This window comes from Mycobacterium sp. P2_H7 (genome assembly GCF_056403275.1).
Window position 1 is genome coordinate 60654 of sequence record NZ_JBFUFU010000021.1, and the last position, 19205, is coordinate 79858.

A 19205-nucleotide genomic window follows, 5' to 3' on the forward strand; every position below is an offset into this window, starting at 1 on the left:
ACCGCTCACCGACAAGCCGGGACTCCCACGCGGGATCTGCTAGGCCCAACCCAATTCGTGCAGCCGGTCGTCGTCGATGCCGAAATGATGGGCCAGTTCGTGCACCACGGTGATCGCGACCTCCTCGACCACCTCTTCGTCGGACGCGCACATCTCCAGTAGCGCGTCGCGGTAGATGGTGATGGTGTCCGGAAGGTAGCCGCCGTAGGACGAGTCGCGTTCGGTCAGTGCCACGCCCTCGTAGAGGCCGAGCAGCTCGGGCTCCTCGGGATGGCGACCTTCCACCAGGAAGACGACGTTGTCGGCGGCGGCGGCCAGCTCGGGCGGGATCAGGTCCAGCGCATCACCCACCAGTTCGTCGAACCGTTTCCGGTTCATCTGCACCGGCATCGGGCGATTACTGCCCCGGCGGGGGCGGCAGTACCGGCTCGGCCGGGCCGGGGGCCGGACCCGCAGGCGGTGCCGCGGGAGCATCCGCCGGGGGCGGCGGGCCGTCCAGCGGCGGGCCTGCGCCCGGCAGGGGCTGGTCGCCGACCTCACCCGGAGGCGGCGGCGGGGGACCGTTGATGAACGTGTTACCACCGCCGGGCGGTACCGGTGCCGGCGACGACGGCTGGGCGCTCTGCGTCGTGGGTGTCTGGGTGCCCTGCCCGGGCAGATGCTGATTGGACTGCGTCTGCTGGGTCGACTGGGTCTGCTGCGACGACTGGCTCGAGTCGTAGGACCCGGAGGACTGACTCTGGGACAGATCGATGGACGGCGCCGGAATGGCGGGCATGTTGAGGCGCTCGTCGGGGATGTCCGGCGGTGGGACGGGTGGCCGGCCGTTGATCATCAGCGCACCCTTGGCGCTGTTGAGCAGGGTGGACCAGCCACCGTTGCCCAGGGTGGTGCCGATGCTGCAGGACACCTGGTGGCTGCCGGCCAGCCAGCTGGGCAGCGAAATGGTGCTGTATACCAGCGTCAGCGTGGTGGTGCGCAACTTCAGGGGCGACAGGTATCCGTCGGTGACCGTCGCGCAGGTGTCCTTGACGTAGGAATCCTGCTCCTGGTCGGGCGGGACGCCGGCGGGGTACTTCTCGGCGAGGTTCACCGCACCGGTGACCTCCAGCGCGTGCGGGCTGGCGCAGTCGACGGGGACATCGGTCGGCTGGTTGGTGGCGGGGTCGATACCCAGGCAGGTGCCTGCCGGCCACACCTTCGACTGATCGACCGCAGCGACCTTGCCCTGGAAGGCCTGCTGCTGGTTCTCGGCCCCGGGCAGCTGCAATCCGCACAGCATCCGGCGTTCGCCGTTCTGCCGCCACGCCTTCTCCCCGGACCAGAGCAGGCTCACCGCGAACCGGCCGTTCGGGTCGTACTTGTCGCCCAGGTAGCGCTGGACGGCGCTCTGGCACTGTTCCTGGCTGATCTGCTGGATCCGGGCCGGCGACGGCGGGGCGGCGTCCGCGCCGTACTCGGTGCCCGGGAAGGCGCGCAGGTCGATCGCCTCGGCCACCTCGAACCGGTGCTCGGTGGTGCAGTCGACGATCTGGGCGGCGTCGGGCACCCGGTCCGGCCAGTTCAGGCAGGACCCGCTGGCGGCGTGATCGAACGTGCTGTTGGACCGGGACAGGCCGTTGGCGCCAGAGCTCAGGCCGGCAAGTCGGCCACCTGCGGCGGTGTCGGGCAGAACGGTGATGACGCCGGCGATCATGAGGCCGCCGAGCGCGGTCAACAGCAGTGCACGTCGGGTCGGGGTGAGCTGCGCATCGCGCAACCAGGCCAGCCTCCGCCGAGAGTGGCCTGGTTCGGCCGTCCCGTCGTACAGGAACGGCTCCGGGTGTTCGGGTGCGTCCAACATCGGTTCTATTGTGACAGGCGTGTCACGGGCTGTGACAAGTGATGCAGTTGTAATGTTATGGGGTTGTGGCATGCTGCCCCGGCCGACGCGGATCGGCACAGTAGGGTTACCGCCGTGATCGACCTCAAGCTACTGCGTGACGAACCCGACCGGGTGCGTGCGTCACAACGTGCCCGCGGCGAGGATCCGGGCCTGGTGGACGCGCTGCTGGATGCGGATACCGCCCGCCGTTCCGCCATCTCGGCCGCCGACAATCTGCGTGCCGAGCAGAAGACGGCAAGCAAGTCGGTGGGCAAGGCGTCCGCGGAGGAGCGCCCCGCCCTGCTGGCGCGTGCCAAGGAACTCGCCGAGGCCGTCAAATCCGCCGAAGCCGCGCAGGCGCAGGCCGAGAGCGCGTTCACCGCGGCCCATATGGCCGTCGGGAACGTCGTCGTCGACGGGGTGCCCGCGGGTGGCGAGGACAACTTCGTCGTGCTGGACACCGTCGGCGGTACCCCGGCGATCGAGTCGCCGAAGGACCATCTCGAGCTCGGCGAGGCGCTGGGCCTGATCGACATGGAGCGCGGCGCCAAGGTGTCCGGCTCGCGCTTCTACTTCCTGACCGGTCAGGGCGCGTTGCTGCAACTGGGCCTGCTGCAGCTGGCCGTGCGGCTGGCCACCGCGAACGGTTTCACCTTGATGATCCCGCCGGTGCTGGTGCGACCGGAAGTCATGGCGGGCACCGGATTCCTCGGCTCGCACGCCGACGAGATCTACCACCTCGACGAGGACGACCTCTACCTGGTGGGCACCTCCGAGGTGCCGCTGGCGGGTTATCACTCCGACGAGATCCTGGACCTGTCCGACGGTCCGAAGCGCTACGCCGGGTGGTCGTCATGCTTCCGCCGCGAAGCAGGTAGCTACGGCAAGGACACCCGCGGCATCATCCGTGTGCACCAGTTCGACAAGGTCGAGGCGTTCGTCTACTGCAAGCCGCAGGACGCCGAGGCCGAACACCAGCGACTGCTCGGCTGGCAGCGCGAGATGCTGGCCGCCATCGAGGTGCCCTACCGCGTGATCGACGTCGCCGCAGGCGATCTCGGCTCATCGGCGGCGCGCAAGTTCGACTGTGAGGCCTGGGTGCCCACGCAGGGGACCTATCGCGAACTCACCTCGACGTCGAACTGCTCCACGTTCCAGGCTCGCCGGCTGTCCACCCGCTACCGCGACGACGACGGCAAGCCGCAGATCGCCGCGACGCTCAACGGCACCCTGGCCACCACCCGGTGGCTGGTCGCGATCCTGGAGAACCATCAGCAGCCCGACGGCAGCGTGCGGGTACCCGCCGCGCTGGTGCCCTATCTCGGTACGGAGGTCCTGACAGCGTGATCGAACTCGACGACGCAGAGCTGCGGAACTGGTTCGGCTTCGGGGTGGCGGGCAACTTCGCCGGCCATCTCGAACAAGCCGGTGAGGCAGTTGATTTCGCCAATGTGCAATCGGAAGGGACGGCACCGAAGGGCATCTTCCCTTGGTACGCACCGGGATACGACAGCTTCCTCGGCGAGTTCCCGCTCTCGCACGACGCGATCGCCCTGCCCGCCAGCGATACGCCGCTGAACCTGCAGATCGAGCCGGAGGTGGGGCTGGCGTGTGAGGTGACGTGGCGGGGCGACACCGTGGCGTCGCTGCGGCCGTTCGCCCTCGGTGCGTTCAACGACTGTTCCATCCGGCGGCCCAACGCCCCGAAGATCAGCCACAAGAAGAACTGGGGCCCGGCGTCCAAAGGTGTTGCGCGGCAGTTCTTCGACATCACCGACCTCACCCCGGACGGCCCGACCGCCACCCTGCGGCTGGTGTGTTTCCTGCATTCGGCCGACGGCCAGGAGCACGAGTACGGCGTGGACAGCCCGCTGCTGGGCTACTCGTACTACGGCGAGGTGCTGCTGGACTGGATCGTCGAGCGGCTGGCCAACCAGAAGGGTTCGCCGGACACGCCGCTGGAGGACGTCGGTGCGCTGATGGTCTCCTCGGGACACCCCGAGCATGTGCTCATCGGGATCGGTGCCACCCGCTACACCCCACTGGGTGAGACGACGTTCCTGGCGCCCGGCGACGAAGCGGTGGTCCGCGTGTACGACACCGCCTCGGACCTGTACTCCGAATTGCGCCAGAAAGTTCGCTGAGCGAAGCGTCTGGTCATGAATCGCGGCGGTTCCCCGTACACCGGGTGCCGTTGTGCGATGTACTGACCCCGAAGCGATGGCCATGCCGCCTGCCTAGGGGGAAACACGCATGAGTACGGCTGCCGAACGCGCTACCCAACTCGATCTCGTTGGCCGGCTGAAATCGGCGTATCCCGAGATCCCCGACGCGCCCTACCCGGACCTGATGGACCACGGCCGGATCGTCGCGCTCACCAAGCCGGTCCACGACGTCGGCGGTGAGCCCGACGCGCCGATGCGCTACGTCAACAAGGATTACGAGTACTGGGAGCACATGACCTACGTCATCTGCGAAGTGCTCGCCTGGCGCGGTATCTGGCTGTCCGAGGAACGGCGCCGGATCGGCAATGTCGACGTGGGACGCGCTGTCTACCAAGGGTTTCCGTACTACGGCAGGTGGCTGCTCTCGGTTGCGCGGGTGCTCGTCGAGAAGCACCACATCGGGCTCACCGAACTCACCGAGCGGATGCTCGAGGTGGCGGGCCGCTACGCCGACGGCCTCGACGGCAAGCAGCTCAAGGCCGAACCCAAGTGCGAGGGCGACGGGTCGGGGGTCGCCCGCAACGAGCACCACATCCATGCCGTCGGCAAGGGTGATCCGCAGGTGTACGCGGGCCAGGCCGGTGCCGCCAAGTTCAAGGTCGGCGACCGGGTGGTGGTGCGCGACGAACTGCCGGTGCTGTTCTACACCCGCACACCCGAGTACTGCCGCGGCGCCGAAGGCGAGATCGCCGTCGTCGCCTACGAGAGCCCGGCCGCCGAAGATGAGACGTGGGCCCGCTCCGACGCCAAGCCGGAATGGTTCTACGTCGTGCAGTTCACCATGGCGTCGCTCTGGGACGACTACACCGGAGCGCCCGCCGACACATTGCGGACCGAGATCCCCGAACACTGGTTGCGAGGCGCCTGATGCACGACCACGACCACGACCGCACTGTCAAGCCGATGGTCGACGAGATCACCGACTTCGAGGTGCTCGAGATCGCACTGCGCGAATTGTGCATCGAGAAGGGCATTTTCACCGCGGAGGAGCACCGTCGCTTCACCGAGTTCGCCGAACAGATCGGGCCTACACCCGCGGCGAAGTTGGTGGCGCGCGCCTGGCTGGACCCCGACTTCAAGGCACTGGCGCTGGCGGAGCCGATGACCGCCAGCAAGGAGGTGGGCGTCGACTGGATGGAGCCCACCGGCTTCGGTACGCCGAGTGACTTCACCGCCTTCGAGATCCTCGCCGACACCCCGACGGTGCACCACGTCATCGTGTGCGCGCTGTGCTCCTGCTACCCGCGCCCGATCCTGGGCAATTCGCCCGAGTGGTACCGCACACCCAACTACCGGCGTCGCCTGGTGCGCTGGCCGCGGCAGGTGCTCTCCGAGTTCGGCCTCTATCTGGGCGACGATGTCGAAGTGCGAGTGCAGGATTCGAACCAGAAGCACCGGTTCATGGTGATGCCGCTGCGGCCGGCGGGCACCGACGGCTGGACCGAGGACCAGCTGGCCGAGATCGTCACCCGCGACAGCCTCATCGGCGTCGCCCTGCCAAAGGCCGGCGTGACCACCAACGTCATCGTCGAGACCCGCCCCGCCATCCACCCGAACGGCGCATGAGCACCCCGCCCGAAGCGCTGGCCGGCATCGTCGAGCGCAACCAGGTGTGGCCGCGGATGGCGGCGAAGTACGGTGTCGAGAATCCGGTCCCGCCGTGGAAAACCAGCCTCGACGGCATGTGCGACGCCCTGGACCGCGCCGGGTGCGAGGCCGACATCCCCGACTTCAAGCAACGACGGGACGAGGAGGACGCGCTGTCGGCGTCGGTGTACTCGGAGCTTCCCTACCCGGAGAACCAGCTGATGGCGCTGGCCCATTCGCTCCTGGAGCGCGGGGTCATCGGTGAGCAGGAGCTGGCGCAGCGGCTGGCCGCCGTGCGGGCCCGGCTGCAGGCCTGACGCTTCAGGCCTGGCCCAGCAACTCGTCGAGCACCGACAGGAACTCCTTGACCCGCAGCGGGGTGAACGCGGGGCTGGGCCGGGTGCCGGGCACGTCGAGCACCACCAGGGTGGATTTGATGGGCCGCCACACGTCCAGCGGCAGCCAGCGGCGCGGATCGTCGGACGGTCCCCAGATCCGGAACCGGTCGAAAGCGAGGCGCATCGATTCGGTCTTGTATCCCCGAATCGAGCGCAGCGCAATGATCTTCGATGTCCCGGACGGGAAATGATAGCGGCGCAGTGTCAGGGCCTGGCGGTCCAGCAGGACCAGCCCGTCGTCGTAGGACAGCGCTGTGGTCATGACTGTTTCGCACTCCGCAACGGGTGGCCCTTGGCCGTCAGGCAGCGGCCGTTCTCCAGGTTCCACTGCCAGCCGTGCAGGTTGCAGGTCAATGTGGAGCCTTCCACCACACCGAATTTGGACAGGTCGGCTTTCAGGTGCGGACACCGGCGCTGGATCTCCCAGCCGTCCAGCGTGGTCGAGGCTGTGTCGTCGTGGGCTTCGGCGAACCAGCCGTCCGCGTAGGCGATGCGTTCATCGGTGAGGCATTTGAAGAACGTGTAGAGGAACTCGTTGTACCCACCCACCCGCCACGCCTTGAACCGGGTGGACAGGAAGATTGTGTTCACCCAGTCGGGTTCGTTGTCGCGCACCACGGTGCGCACCAGCTGGGCCGGTATCTCGAAACCGTAGCGGAACTTCTCGTCCGGAACCGGCTCGCGGACAGCACGTTTGGGGAAGTCCAGGACGATCGTCTCGGGTCCGAGCCGCAGCTCCACCGGATACCCGATGCCGTCGCAGATCTGGTCGGACTGGATCATGATCGGCTCGAACCGCGCACGCAGTGGCTCCAGGAGCGACTCGCCTTCGGCAGGCGCCCACGCGGCCTTCTCGGCGGCCAGCACGGGCGCCATCCGCCGGGCGTAGTCCTCGATGTAGGCGGCCTTGCCGGTGGTGAAGATCTCCTCGGGGTCCGGCACCGGATGGGTCAGCGAATTCAGTTGCGAGCCCGCGAAATCCGCTGTCGAGCCGGGGATCATCAGCAGCCCGCCGTGGTGACCGTGGGTGCGCATCTGGTCCAGGAAGACGATCTGGTCCGGGAAGATGTTGGCCGGGTCGCCGTGATCGTCGTTGAGATCGCGCAACTCCGGATCCAGGAAGCAGGGCGGCCCCGCCGACGGCACCACCCACGTGGCCCCCACCTGGGCGATGTACTGGCGGCAGCGGTCCATCTGGCGCTGGCGCTTCTGGGTTCCGAAGGCCTCCTTGGCCCGGGCCGGCATGTCGTAGACCATCGGGTACCAGATGGCGCCGGAGTACTGCAGCATGTGCACGTCGATGGGGCCGAACTGGCCGAGAACGTCCAGATCCACCGGCCGGGCGTCGTTCATGTTGAACGCGGTGGTCACGCCGTCCGACACGACCAGGCCCGAGTCGCCGATGGGGCCGTCGGCCGGGGCGCGCAGCGCGATGATCATCACGTCGAGATCGCCCTTGGGCCCGCTGACGATCTGCTTCACCGAGTCCGTGGTCTCGACGAAGGTGTGGAAACCCAGGGCTTCCAGCTCGCGGCGCAGATCGGGCACCGGGAAGTCCGGCAACAGCACCACCGCGTCCTTATTGACGTGATCGCGCAGGTTCACCGGGTCGAAATGGTCCTTGTGCAGGTGGCTGACGTAGAGGTAGTCGCAGTCCCCGAAGGCGTCCCAGTCCAGCGTGCTGTTGTCCGGGAACGGGAACCAGGAGGCGAAGTACGCCGGATTGACCCAGGGGTCGCACAAGATGCTGCCTGCCGCCGTGTCAATCCGGAAGCCTGCGTGCCCCACGCTCGTGACCTGCACAAATACCCTTTCGCATGGTTACCGTCGTGCGCTATCAGGGTAACCGGCGCGGCGGGGGCCGCGCGCCCGAGACTTGCCGTGTGGGCGGGCAATGCGTCCGGCACTAGGCTGTTCGGTGTGGAACCGGTATACGGAACTGTCATTCAAGCCGCCCGCCTGGTGTGGCGGTTGCAGGGCTTGAAGTTCACCGTGACCGGGGTGGAGAACCTCCCCGTCACCGGGGGAGCGGTCATCGCGATCAACCACACCAGCTATTTCGATTTCACGTTCGCCGGGTTGCCCGCGTACCTGCAGCACCGTGGCCGCAAGGTTCGGTTCATGGCGAAGAAGGAAGTCTTCGACAGCAAGGTCAGCGGCCCGATCATGCGCAGCCTGCGGCACATCGAGGTGGACCGCGCCAGCGGCGCCGAATCGTTCACCGCCGCCTGCCAGGCCCTCAAGTCCGGTGAGCTGGTCGGGGTGTATCCCGAGGCCACCATCAGCCGCAGCTTCGAGATCAAGGACTTCAAGTCCGGCGCCGCGCGGATGGCCATCGCGGCCGACGTGCCGATCGTCCCGCACATCGTCTGGGGCGCCCAGCGCGTCTGGACCAAGGGCCATCCGCGCAACATGCGCAGGCCCAAGGTGCCCATCACGGTCGCTGTCGGCGAACCCATCTACCCGACGCTGCCTGCCGCCGAGTTGACCGCCCTGCTGCATTCCCGGATGCAGCACCTGCTGGAGCGGGTCCAGGACGAGTACGGGCAGCATCCGGCCGGCGAGTTCTGGGTTCCGCACCGCCTCGGCGGCGGTGCGCCGACGCTGGCCGAGGCCAACCGGATGGATGCCGACGAGGCTGCGGAGAAGGCCGCCCGCCGGGCCCAGCGCGCCGGTGAGGCGCCGGAATAGGGATGCTGCCCACTCTCATCGCCACCGACGTCGACGGCACGCTGCTCGACGAGGACGAACACGTCACCGCCAGGACCAGGGCCGCGGTGCGCGCCGCCGTCGACGCCGGCGCCCAGTTCGTGCTGGCCACCGGCCGGCCGCCGCGCTGGGTGCCCCCGGTGGTCGAGCAACTGGGCTTCGCGCCCATGGCGGTCTGCGCCAACGGCGCGGTGATCTACGACTCGGCGACCGATCGCATCGTGTCCGCCCGCACCCTCTCGGCAGAGGTGCTCGCCGTGCTGGCCGACATCGCCACCGCGATCATCCCGGGAGCGGGCTTGGCGGTCGAGCGGGTGGGTCGCAGCGCGCACGACGCGGCCACCCCGCAGTTCGTCAGTTCACCGGGCTACGAGCATGCGTGGCTGAACCCCGACAACACCGAGGTGTCGCTGGAGGACCTGCTCAGTGCCCCCGCGGTCAAGCTGCTGATCCGTAAGTCCGGCGCGCGCAGCGCGGACATGGCCGAGGCGCTGGCCCCGCACATCGGCGCTGCGGGCGACCTGACGTACTCCACCAACAACGGTCTGATCGAGGTGGTGCCGCTGGGCATCAGCAAGGCGACCGGGATCGACGAGGTGGCCCGGCCGCTGGGCATCGTCGCTGCGGACGTGGTGACATTCGGGGACATGCCCAACGACGTCCCGATGCTGCGCTGGGCGGGCCTGGGTGTCGCGATGGGCAACGCGCATCCGGATGCGCTGGCCGCGGCCGACGAGGTCACCGGCACCAATGCCGAGGACGGCGTGGCGCGGGTGCTCGAACGCTGGTGGATGTAGGTTCACCAGGCGAGCGAAGCGACGGGAAATGATTCAGCGCGCGTCGATCGGGGTGAACCGCTCCATCTGGATCGGTGAGTGATTCGGTGCGGGCAGCTTCAGCGGCACACCGTCGGTGACGCGGGTGATCTCGCCGGTCTCCCGGTCGAAGTTCAGGGTGCCGTGCTGGAAGTTCTGCACGATCCACAGCGGTTCGTTGATCTCGCCGCTGGTGGGCAGGCCCAGTGCGCCACGCTCGAAACCCAGCGAGCCCCAGGCGTCGTAGATCGCCCCGGTCACCGGTTGCGCGCCGCTGACCGGTGACCAGTACATGGCCCCGCGATCGAAGGTCACATAGCGGGCCGCGCCGTCGCCGGCGGCTTCGGGCGAGGTGGGCACACCGAGCGGGCCCTTGTCCGCGCCCATCGCCTGCCACCTGGCGAAGATCGCACCGCCGCGCAGCGTGTCCACCAGGTCGGCGGGGCCGGCGGGCCGGTTGAACCGGGCGGCGATATCGCGCAGCACGGGCATCAGGGCGTATGCGGCGTTGCCCGGGCAGTCGGTGTTGCCGACGTCGCGGTGGGTGAAGATCGTGGGCAGGGTTTCCACGGCGCCTTGCGGGAACTTGGTGAAACCGCCGCCCGCCGAGGTCAGCGCGACGGTGCCCAGCGGGTCGACATGGTCGAGCCCGAGCCGCCAGCCCAGCAGCCTGCCCACCGTGCGCAGCTGGACGGGGGTCGGCGGCACGACGTCGAAGTCGCCGAGCATCGCCACACCCCAGGTGTCGGTGTTGAACCCACCGGTGTGCGCGCCCTGGACCGGCCGGTCCATCCCGCCCGCGCGGCCTTCGAACACCTGCCCGTACTTGTCGACCATGGCGTTGTAGGCGATGTCGCACCAGCCCAGCGTGCGGGCGTGGTACTCGTAGATCGACCGCACGATCGCCGCGGAGTCCTCGGGCAGGTAGTCGTTGCTGCCCGCGGTGTGGTGCACGACGCCGGCGCGCACGCCCCGGTCGTAAATGGGTGCGCCGCACTTCATGCCCTCGTCGGCGCCCCACTGGGCGCGGCTGATGATGTTCGGGGGCTGGCCGGGAATGGTCGTCGCGGCGGCCGGCGGGTTGAACTGCCCGTCCACCGGCGCCTTGGGCGGGCTGATCAGCACGGCATTGACGTTCATGGGCAGCGGCTGCTCGACGTTGGCCGGGATGTAGCCGAGATCTGGCTTGGGATGCGCGGGTGGCGGCGCATGCGTGACGGAGATCTGCACGGTGGTGGTGCGTCCGACGAACACCGGCTCGGTGCCGTGCGTGGTCTTGCCTTCCGGGCCGACGCCTTCGAGGGTCTCCGTCTCGTACCAGGGCCCCCACGCGCCGTCGGGTTGCTTGGCCCGAACCCGTGCGGTGGTGCCGTCCAGGTCGTCGGCGGTGATGGCCACCATCGAGAACGGGGTGTCCTGGTGGACTTCGCGGATGGTCTCACCGGCCGCGTCGGCACCGCCCAGTCCGGCCAGCGGCTGTTGGCTGATGACGACGGGCGGGGGACCGGGATTCTGGGGCACGCCGTTGACCGCCCACGGCAGGATCACAACCGTGCCCACGACCGCTGACAGCAGCAGTGAGGGTGCAGGACGACGACGCGACACGCCCTGATGTTACGTATGGGTCTGGTGTTACCAGAGTTTCGACACGACATGAATTCTGCTCATCACATAACGGCACCGCAGAGCCGGAAGGGCTTCTGCGGTGCCGTTCGGTGACAGGCTTTTGACGGGCTGTGCCGGGTCAGGCGCCCGCGCCCGAAGCGACCTGAGCGATGGCGGCCGGGGCGGCCGCCAGAGCGGGTGCCGCCGCTGCGGCCGGAGCCGCTGCCGCCGCGGCGGGTGCCGCCTGCTTGATGGCCGACTGGATGGCCGGCATCACCATGCCCTTGAGCAGATCGATCGCCTGGCCGGCGCCGAGCTGATTCGCGGCACTGCTGAGGTCGCCGATCAGACCGCCGCTGCCGCTGGCCGCGGCCGGAGCGCCGAGTCCGAGACCGGGATCGCCACCGAGGATCGGGTACGTGCCCGCCATCGGGTCCAGCCCGATCGGCGCCGAGATCGGCACCTCACCGGGAAGCCCGAGGCCGGTGGTCCCGAGGCCGGGCGTGCCCAGGCCGGGGGTACCCAGACCTGTGGTGCCCAGGCCTGCCGGGGTGGCCAGGCTCGGCGTCAACGGCGACGTCAGACCCGGTGTCGCACCGGTCAGGCCGGGATTGGTGTTGAGCGGATCGGTCAGCGACGTGGGGCTCAGCGAGGGCGTCGTCGCGTTGATCGGCGGCACGCTGAGTCCCGGCGCCAGCGGCGAGGCCGGCGCTCCCGGCAGGCCCAGGCCGGGCGTCAACCCGGTGGCCGCCGCGGGCGGCATCAGACCGGGCGTTGCGCCCAGGCCCGGTGACAGCGGCGAGGTCAGGCCGGTGGCGCCCAGGCCGGGGGAGGTCAGCACGGGGCTGGCCGCGGGCGAGCCGGTGAGCATGCCCGTCGGCATCGGCGGCAGATTGACGCCGAACTGGGACAGTCCCTGGGACAGGGCCGAGATCAGTTCACCGGGCAGGTCGGTGATCAGCGCGGCCTGCACGAACTGGCGATGCTGGGGTTGTTCGTTGTTCGCGGGTAGTTCTGAGATCGCAGCTACTGCAACTGGACTTGCGACGGCCAGGGCGGCGACTGCGCTCATGGCTGTCGAGAGCTTGCGTCGACGTCGGTTAGGCACGGAAGTCTCCTCAATACATGGACTACGTGTTTGCGGTGTGTGTTTCGGTGGAGCGTCGGCGACGTTGACTTCCTGAGGTCCTGTGCCTTGCCATCAGCTCCGAAAACGCCGTCTTCCAACGTGATCGATGGTACTGGTGTGACTAGTGAGTCTGGAGTGACGATATTGAATCGTGAGCGAATTGCGACCTGCCGATAACGTCTCGCCGTCACACGTTTCGGGTGGGTGGGGGCCGGTCGGATACCCTTGCTGCCGATGACCGATCAATCTGCCCGGGTCGCCGCGCGCCCTTCCACCGGTCGTTACGACCTCCTCGTAGTGGGCTCAGGGTTCTTCGGCCTGACCATCGCCGAACGCGCCGCCACCCAATTGAACAAAAAGGTGCTGGTGGTCGACCGCCGGTCCCACCTCGGCGGCAATGCCTACTCGGAGCCCGAACCGGAAACCGGTATCGAGATCCACAAGTACGGCGCCCACCTCTTCCACACCAGTAACAAGCGGGTGTGGGACTACGTGCGCCAGTTCACCGACTTCACCGGCTACCAGCACCGCGTGTTCGCGCTGCACAAGGGCCAGGCCTACCAGTTCCCGATGGGCCTGGGTCTGGTGTCCCAGTTCTTCGGGCGGTACTTCTCCCCGGACGAGGCCCGCGCGCTGATCGCCGAGCAGTCGGCCGAGATCGAGACCGGCGACGCGCAGAACCTGGAAGAGAAGGCCATCTCGCTGATCGGCCGCCCGCTCTACGAGGCGTTCGTCAAGCACTACACCGCCAAGCAGTGGCAGACCGACCCCGCCACCCTGCCCGCGGCGATCATCAACCGGCTGCCGGTCCGGTACAACTTCGACAACCGCTACTTCAACGACACCTATGAAGGTCTGCCTGCCGACGGGTACACCGCGTGGCTGCAGAACATGGCCGCCGACGACCGGATCGAGATCCGGCTGGACACCGACTGGTTCGACGTCCGCGACGAACTCCGCGCCGAGAGCCCCGATGCGCCGGTGGTGTACACCGGCCCGCTGGACCGCTATTTCGACTACGTCGACGGCCGGCTCGGCTGGCGCACCCTGGACTTCGAGACCGAGGTCCTGGCGACCGGTGACTTCCAGGGCACGCCCGTCATGAACTACAACGACGGTGATGTGCCCTTCACCCGCATCCACGAGTTCCGGCACTTCCACCCGGAGCGTGACTACCCGGCCGACAAGACGGTCATCATGCGGGAGTACTCCCGCTTCGCCGAGAACGACGACGAGCCCTACTACCCGATCAACACCGAGGCCGACCGGACGCTGCTGGCCGGCTACCGCGAGCGGGCCCGGGCCGAAACGGCCGCGGCAGCGGTCCTGTTCGGTGGCCGCCTGGGCACCTATCAGTACCTCGACATGCACATGGCCATCGCCAGTGCGCTCAACATGTACGACAACATCCTGGCCCCGCACCTGCGCGACGGCGCGCCGCTGCCGGCCTCAGACGAAAGCAGCAATCCATGAGTGACATCCCCTCCGGCGCGCTCGAAGGCGTCGAGTCGCGGGCCGTCAGCCTGCTGTCCCGGGTCATCCTGCCGCGGCCGGGCGAACCGCTCGACGTGCGCCAGCTCTACATCGAGGAGTCGGCCACCAACGCGCGGCGAGCCCACGCCCCGAGCCGCACCACGCTGGAGATCGGTACCGAATCCGAGGTGTCGTTCGCCACCTACTTCAACGCGTTCCCCGCCAGCTACTGGCGGCGCTGGTCGATCCTGGAATCGGTGGTGCTGCGGGTCGAGATCACCGGCAGCGCCCGCGTCGACGTGTACCGGTCCAAGGCGACCGGGGCGCGAATCACGGTGGGCGGCACCGAAATCGTCGATTCCGGCGTCGCCGAGTTCGAGATGGGCCTGGAACCGTTTGAAGACGGCGGCTGGATCTGGTTCGACATCACCACCGATTCGCCGGTGACGGTGCGCAGCGCGGGCTGGTACGCACCGGTCCCGGCGCCCGGTGTGGCCAACATCGCGCTCGGTATCCCGACGTTCAACCGGCCCGCCGACTGCGTCAACGCGCTCGCGGCCCTGACCTCGGATCCGTTGGTGGACAAGGTCATCACCGCGGTCATCGTGTCCGACCAGGGCAACAACAAGGCCAAGGACCACCCCGGTTTCGCCGCGGCCGCGGCCCCGCTGGGCGACCGGCTCACCATCCACAACCAGCCGAACCTCGGCGGGTCCGGCGGATACAGCCGGGTGATGTACGAGGCGCTGAAGAACACCGACTGCCAGCAGATCCTGTTCATGGACGACGACATCCGCATCGAGCCGGACTCGATCCTGCGCGCGCTGGCACTGAGCCGGTTCGCGAAGGTGCCCACCCTGATCGGTGGCCAGATGCTCAACCTGCAGGAGCCGTCACACCTGCACGTGATGGGCGAGATGGTCGACTCGGAGAACTTCATGTGGACCGGCGCGGTCAACACCGAGTACGACCACAACTTCGCCAAGTACCCGCTCAACGACGAAGAGGAATACCGCAGCCGGATCCTGCACCGCCGCATCGATGTCGACTACAACGGCTGGTGGATGTGCATGATCCCGCGCCAGGTCGCCGAGGAGCTCGGTCAGCCGCTGCCGCTGTTCATCAAGTGGGACGACGCCGACTACGGACTGCGCGCCGGTGAGCACGGCTACCCGACGGTGACGCTGCCGGGCGCGGCCATCTGGCACATGGCGTGGAGCGACAAGGACGACGCCATCGACTGGCAGGCGTACTTCCACCTGCGCAACCGCCTGGTGGTGGCGGCACTGCACTGGGACGGCGATGTCAAGGGACTGATCGCCAGCCATCTCAAGGCGACCCTGAAACACCTTCTCTGCCTTGAGTATTCGACGGTCGCCATCCAGAACAAGGCGATGGACGACTTCCTGGCCGGCCCCGAGCACATCTTCTCCATCCTGGAGTCGGCGCTGCCCGAGATCCGGGCGATGCGCCAGGAATTCCCGGACGCCGTCGTGCTGGCGAGTGCCACCACGCTGCCCACCCCGTCGGACAAGAAGTGGCGCAGGAAGGTCAAGATCCCGGTCGGCCCGGTATCGATCTCCTACCGGCTGGCCCGAGGGTTGCTCTACCAGCTGACCGCCCATGATCCCGAACACCATGTGCGCCCGCAGATCAACGTCGCCACCCAGGACGCGCGCTGGTTCTCGCTGTGCAAGGTCGACGGCGTCACGGTCACCACGGCCGACGGCCGTGGCGTGGTGTACCGCCAGCGGGACCGCGAGAAGATGTTCGAGCTGCTGCGCGAGTCGGTCAAGCGACAGGCACTGCTGGCCCGCAAGTTCAACCGGATGCGCAAGGTGTACCGCGCCGCGCTGCCCGAACTCACCAGCACCCAGCGCTGGGAGGCCGTGCTCAACGCGCACGCCGAGACCACCTCTTTGGAAAAGGCGTGATGTGGCAGGCGATCTGACGCGCGAGGAGACCGCGCTGGTGGTGGTGCAGGCCACGCTGGCCGGCCGGCCGGGAGTGCTCCCCGCCGCGCGCGTCCTTTCGCATTTCGGTGAACACAGCGCGGGCTGGGTCGGCGTCGCCGCGCTCGGTGCCGTGCTGGCGCCGCAGCGTCGCAGGGCCTGGCTGACCGCCGGCATCGGAGCCTTCGCCGCCCMCGCGGCGGCGGTGGTGATCAAGCGCGTGGTGAAACGTGAACGCCCGCACAACCCGGCGATCGCCGTGAACGTCGCGACACCGAGCCGGTTGAGCTTCCCGTCGGCGCACGCCACCTCGACCACCGCGGCCGCCATCCTGATCGGCCGGGCCACCGGATCGCGGCTGCCGTGGTCGGTGATCCCGCCGATGGCGCTGTCGCGCTTGGTGCTCGGGGTGCATTACCCGACGGACGTCCTCACCGGCGTGGTGGTCGGTGCACTGACGGCCAAGACGGTGGGGGCGATCTCAGAAAAACTGGGTGAAGGAGTCGTGCAGTGAGTGAAGAAGCGCCGGCGTCGACCCTCGGCCCGCCCAAGAACCTCTTCACCGGGGTGATCAAGGCGCTTCGCCCGCGGCAATGGGTGAAGAACCTTCTGGTGCTCGCCGCGCCGCTGGCCGCCCTGGGCACCGACGTCCAATACGACTACGGCTTCCTGGCGTCCCGCGTCGCCGCGGCATTCGTGGTGTTCAGCATGGCGGCGTCGTGTATCTACCTGATCAACGACGCCCGCGACGTCGAGGCGGATCGGCAGCACCCGACCAAGCGGTTCAGGCCGATCGCTGCGGGGGTTGTCCCCGAGTCGTTGGCTTACGGCCTGGCCGCCGTGCTGGGCGTGGCGGCGCTGGCTCTCAGCTATCTGGTCAGTCCCAATCTCGCGGTGGTCATCGCGGTCTACATCGCCATTCAGCTGGCGTACTGCTTCGGCCTCAAGCACCAGGCGGTGCTCGACATCTGCATCGTCTCGTCGGCCTACCTGATCCGGGCGATCGCCGGTGGCGCCGCCACCAATATCCAGTTGTCGCAATGGTTCCTGTTGGTCATGGCGTTCGGCTCGCTGTTCATGGCGGCCGGCAAGCGTTATGCCGAGCTGCAACTGGCCGAGCGCACCGGCGCCAAGATCCGTAAGTCGCTGGAGAGCTACACCAGTTCCTATCTGCGCTTCGTCTGGACGCTGGCCGCCACCGCCGTGGTGTTGTGCTACGCCCTGTTCGCCTTCGAACGTGACGGCGGGTCGGCGTCGTGGTGGGCCGTGTCGATCATCCCGTTCACCATCGCGATCCTGCGCTATGGCGTCGACATCGACGGCGGCGAGGCGGGTGAACCGGAGGACATCGCCCTGGGTGACCGGGTACTCCAGCTGCTCGCGCTGGCGTTGATCGGAACAGTCGGTGCCGCTGCCTACTTCGGCTGACCGCGCCGGCCGCGCCATCGCGGCGTGGTTGTCCGGTTGGCCGTCGTTCCGCTACAGCACATCGGTGCGGATCAGCCTGTGGGTCTCGGTGGTCGTGGTGGCCGGACTCTTCGGCTGGGGTGCCTGGCAACGGCGCTGGATCGCCGACGACGGTCTCATCGTGTTGCGTACGGTGCGGAACCTGTTGGCGGGCAACGGGCCCGTGTTCAACGCCGGGGAACGCGTGGAGTCCAACACCTCCACCCTGTGGACCTACCTGATCTACGGTGCGAGCTGGCTCAGCGGGCCGGTGCGCCTGGAGTACGTCGCACTGACGCTGGCCTTGGTGTTCTCGGTTGCCGGCGTGGTGATGATGATGCTGGGCACCGGGCGGCTGTATGCACCGGGTCTGATGGGTCGGCAGGCGGTGTTGCTGCCCGCCGGTGCGCTGATCTACATCGCGGTCCCGCCGGCCCGCGACTTCGCCACCTCCGGCCTCGAAAACGGTTTGGTGCTGGCCTATGTCGGCCTGCTGTGGTGGTTGATGGTGGCCTGGTCGCAGGCGCAGCGGCTGCCCGGGCAGCGGCGTCAGGGCGCGGTGTTCCTCGCGGCGCTGGCCTTCGTCGCGGGGCTGAGCGTATTGGTGCGCCCGGAACTGGCCCTGCTCGGCGGTGTCGCTCTGCTGATGATGCTGGTGGCCGAACGGAGTTGGGGACGCCGGTTCCTGATCGTGGCCGCAGGTGGTGCATTGCCGGTGGGCTATCAGATCTTCCGGATGGGTTACTACGCACTGGCGGTCCCGCAGACCGCCATCGCCAAGGACGCCTCGGGCTCGAAATGGGCGCAGGGTTTCGAGTACCTGACCAACTTCAACAACCCGTATCTGCTCTGGGTGCCGCTGGTACTGGTGGTGCTGCTCGCGGTGGTGTTGCTGCGGGGCCGATCGCACCCGTGGACCATCCGGCAGGTCGAGCCGAACGGGTCCGCGCACCGGCCGAGTCGTGCGGCGCGGATCGTGCAAAGCCCCACCGCGGTGGTCGTATTCATGGTCGGCAGTGGTCTGCTGCAGGCCGTGTACTGGATTCGCCAGGGCGGTGACTTCATGCACGGGCGGGTGCTGCTCACCGCGTTGTTCTGTGTGCTGGCACCGCTTTCGGTGATCCCGGTCCGGGTTCCGGAGGAGGCGCGCGTCAGCAGGCAGACCGGCTATCTGCTGGCAGGGGCGACGAGTGTGCTGTGGCTGGCGATCGCGGGATGGTCACTGTGGGCGGCGAATTCGCCCGGCATGGGCGCCGACGCCACCAGGGTGACGTACTCGGGCATCGTCGACGAGCGGCGTTTCTATGCCCAGGCCACCGGGCATGCGCATCCGCTGACCGCGGCGGACTACCTGGACTATCCGCGGATGCGCGCGGTGCTCACCGCCATCAACAACACCCCCGACGGTGCCCTGCTGCTGCCGTCGGGTGACTACGACCGCTGGGATGTGGTGCCCGCCAAGCCACCCCCACCGGACAAGCTCTATCGGAACGGCGAAACCGGTCCGCACACAGTCTTTTTCACCAATATGGGCATGTTGGGCATGAATGTCGGGCTCGATGTCCGGGTGATCGACCAGATCGGTCTGGTGAACACCTTGGCCGCGCACACCGCGCGCCTCGAGGACGCCCGCATCGGCCACGACAAGAACCTGTTCCCCGACTGGGCCGTCGCCGAGGGCCCGTTCCTCAAGGAGCGGCCCTATATCCCGGTCTACCTGGACGAGGACTGGATTGCCCAGGCCGAGGTGGCGCTCACGTGTCCGGAAACCCACGTGATCCTGAACTCCGTGCGCGGCAACCTGACGCCCCGGTTGTTCCTGTCCAACCTCACCCACGCGCTGCAGTTCGGCAGTTACCGGATCGACCGGGTTCCCCTCTATGAGCTGTATCGCTGCGGCCTGGTGGCCCCGCCGCCGAAGGTTCCGCCCTACACCGGAATGCCCGCTACGGGCCCCTAGGGTTTTGGTGGTCTCGTAACGCCCCGGCTATGTTGTGGCGAT

General features: G+C 68.0%; 18 protein-coding genes. 12 read left to right on the top strand and 6 right to left on the bottom strand.

The genetic code is table 11. The features are described from left to right. Positions 1-39: 39 nt before the first annotated feature. Both AC1DY7_RS27505 and AC1DY7_RS27510 read right to left on the bottom strand, forming a co-directional pair. On the bottom strand, positions 40-390 hold the full coding sequence (locus tag AC1DY7_RS27505; protein WP_477496919.1) for a metallopeptidase family protein: 351 nt from the start codon (positions 388-390) through the stop codon (positions 40-42). A 7-nt stretch (positions 391-397) separates the two neighbouring features. Further along, positions 398-1852: a septum formation family protein gene (locus AC1DY7_RS27510; protein ID WP_477496957.1), complete on the bottom strand. Its 1455-nt coding sequence runs from the start codon at positions 1850-1852 to the stop codon at positions 398-400. A 105-nt stretch (positions 1853-1957) separates the two neighbouring features. On the opposite strand from AC1DY7_RS27510, the gene serS reads away from it, so the two are divergent. From serS to AC1DY7_RS27535, 5 genes are all read left to right on the top strand, one after another. Further along, positions 1958-3211 carry a serine--tRNA ligase gene (gene serS / locus AC1DY7_RS27515; protein ID WP_477496920.1) on the top strand — a complete coding sequence of 418 codons (1254 nt, stop codon included), beginning with the start codon at positions 1958-1960 and terminating at the stop codon, positions 3209-3211. Further along, on the top strand, positions 3208-4008 hold the full coding sequence (locus AC1DY7_RS27520; RefSeq protein ID WP_477496921.1) for a DUF5718 family protein: 801 nt from the start codon (positions 3208-3210) through the stop codon (positions 4006-4008). The genes serS and AC1DY7_RS27520 overlap by 4 nt, the downstream gene beginning before the upstream one ends. 109 nt (positions 4009-4117) lie before the next feature. After that, a complete protein-coding gene (locus tag AC1DY7_RS27525) occupies positions 4118-4957 on the top strand; it encodes an SH3-like domain-containing protein (RefSeq protein WP_477496922.1) in 840 nt (279 codons plus the stop codon). Further along, positions 4957-5655 carry a thiocyanate hydrolase subunit gamma gene (scnC, locus tag AC1DY7_RS27530; RefSeq protein ID WP_477496923.1) on the top strand — a complete coding sequence of 233 codons (699 nt, stop codon included), beginning with the start codon at positions 4957-4959 and terminating at the stop codon, positions 5653-5655. The genes AC1DY7_RS27525 and scnC overlap by 1 nt, the downstream gene beginning before the upstream one ends. Continuing rightward, on the top strand, positions 5652-5993 hold the full coding sequence (locus tag AC1DY7_RS27535) for a thiocyanate hydrolase (protein WP_477496924.1): 342 nt from the start codon (positions 5652-5654) through the stop codon (positions 5991-5993). Before scnC ends, AC1DY7_RS27535 begins: the two co-directional genes overlap by 4 nt. A gap of 4 nt (positions 5994-5997) precedes the next feature. Here the strand turns inward: AC1DY7_RS27535 and AC1DY7_RS27540 are convergent, their stop codons facing one another. Together AC1DY7_RS27540 and AC1DY7_RS27545 are read right to left on the bottom strand one after the other, a co-directional pair. Continuing rightward, on the bottom strand, positions 5998-6336 hold the full coding sequence (locus AC1DY7_RS27540; RefSeq protein WP_477496925.1) for a hypothetical protein: 339 nt from the start codon (positions 6334-6336) through the stop codon (positions 5998-6000). Continuing rightward, positions 6333-7877, bottom strand: coding sequence for a Rieske 2Fe-2S domain-containing protein (locus AC1DY7_RS27545; protein WP_477496926.1), 1545 nt, complete (start codon positions 7875-7877; stop codon positions 6333-6335). The genes AC1DY7_RS27540 and AC1DY7_RS27545 overlap by 4 nt, the downstream gene beginning before the upstream one ends. 117 nt (positions 7878-7994) lie before the next feature. Here AC1DY7_RS27545 and AC1DY7_RS27550 point away from each other — a divergent pair, with 117 nt between their 5' ends. Then, entirely contained in the window at positions 7995-8765 is a 771-nt protein-coding gene (locus AC1DY7_RS27550) for a lysophospholipid acyltransferase family protein (protein WP_477496927.1), read from the top strand. A gap of 2 nt (positions 8766-8767) precedes the next feature. After that, positions 8768-9580 (top strand): HAD family hydrolase, encoded by an 813-nt coding sequence (locus tag AC1DY7_RS27555; RefSeq protein ID WP_477496928.1) that lies wholly within the window; start codon positions 8768-8770, stop codon positions 9578-9580. A gap of 33 nt (positions 9581-9613) precedes the next feature. Here the strand turns inward: AC1DY7_RS27555 and AC1DY7_RS27560 are convergent, their stop codons facing one another. Together AC1DY7_RS27560 and AC1DY7_RS27565 are read right to left on the bottom strand one after the other, a co-directional pair. Beyond that, positions 9614-11203 carry an N-acetylmuramoyl-L-alanine amidase gene (locus AC1DY7_RS27560; protein ID WP_477496929.1) on the bottom strand — a complete coding sequence of 530 codons (1590 nt, stop codon included), beginning with the start codon at positions 11201-11203 and terminating at the stop codon, positions 9614-9616. 139 nt (positions 11204-11342) lie between these two features. Continuing rightward, positions 11343-12311 (bottom strand): hypothetical protein, encoded by a 969-nt coding sequence (locus AC1DY7_RS27565; RefSeq protein ID WP_477496930.1) that lies wholly within the window; start codon positions 12309-12311, stop codon positions 11343-11345. Between the two features lie 255 nt (positions 12312-12566). Here AC1DY7_RS27565 and glf point away from each other — a divergent pair, with 255 nt between their 5' ends. Genes glf through aftB form a run of 5 tightly spaced genes read left to right on the top strand, consistent with a single transcriptional unit; the run spans position 12567 to position 19163 of the window. After that, positions 12567-13805 carry a UDP-galactopyranose mutase gene (gene glf / locus AC1DY7_RS27570; protein WP_477496931.1) on the top strand — a complete coding sequence of 413 codons (1239 nt, stop codon included), beginning with the start codon at positions 12567-12569 and terminating at the stop codon, positions 13803-13805. Next, entirely contained in the window at positions 13802-15739 is a 1938-nt protein-coding gene (locus AC1DY7_RS27575; RefSeq protein ID WP_477496932.1) for a glycosyltransferase, read from the top strand. The genes glf and AC1DY7_RS27575 overlap by 4 nt, the downstream gene beginning before the upstream one ends. 1 nt (position 15740) lies before the next feature. Next, entirely contained in the window at positions 15741-16271 is a 531-nt protein-coding gene (locus AC1DY7_RS27580) for a phosphatase PAP2 family protein (RefSeq protein WP_477496933.1), read from the top strand. Then, positions 16268-17185: a decaprenyl-phosphate phosphoribosyltransferase gene (locus AC1DY7_RS27585; RefSeq protein ID WP_477496934.1), complete on the top strand. Its 918-nt coding sequence runs from the start codon at positions 16268-16270 to the stop codon at positions 17183-17185. Before AC1DY7_RS27580 ends, AC1DY7_RS27585 begins: the two co-directional genes overlap by 4 nt. A 16-nt stretch (positions 17186-17201) precedes the next feature. Next, entirely contained in the window at positions 17202-19163 is a 1962-nt protein-coding gene (aftB, locus tag AC1DY7_RS27590; protein WP_477496958.1) for a terminal beta-(1->2)-arabinofuranosyltransferase, read from the top strand. The last annotated feature ends 42 nt before the right edge of the window (positions 19164-19205 follow it).

Bases quoted from the DNA above. Each gene is read 5' to 3' on its own strand.
- AC1DY7_RS27535 (WP_477496924.1), top strand. From the start codon at position 5,652: ATGAGCACCCCGCCCGAAGCGCTGGCCGGCATCGTCGAGCGCAACCAG.
- glf (WP_477496931.1), top strand. From the start codon at position 12,567: ATGACCGATCAATCTGCCCGGGTCGCCGCGCGCCCTTCCACCGGTCGT.
- AC1DY7_RS27540 (WP_477496925.1), bottom strand. From the start codon at position 6,336: ATGACCACAGCGCTGTCCTACGACGACGGGCTGGTCCTGCTGGACCGC.
- AC1DY7_RS27575 (WP_477496932.1), top strand. From the start codon at position 13,802: ATGAGTGACATCCCCTCCGGCGCGCTCGAAGGCGTCGAGTCGCGGGCC.
- AC1DY7_RS27525 (WP_477496922.1), top strand. From the start codon at position 4,118: ATGAGTACGGCTGCCGAACGCGCTACCCAACTCGATCTCGTTGGCCGG.
- AC1DY7_RS27555 (WP_477496928.1), top strand. From the start codon at position 8,768: ATGCTGCCCACTCTCATCGCCACCGACGTCGACGGCACGCTGCTCGAC.
- AC1DY7_RS27505 (WP_477496919.1), bottom strand. From the start codon at position 390: ATGCCGGTGCAGATGAACCGGAAACGGTTCGACGAACTGGTGGGTGAT.
- scnC (WP_477496923.1), top strand. From the start codon at position 4,957: ATGCACGACCACGACCACGACCGCACTGTCAAGCCGATGGTCGACGAG.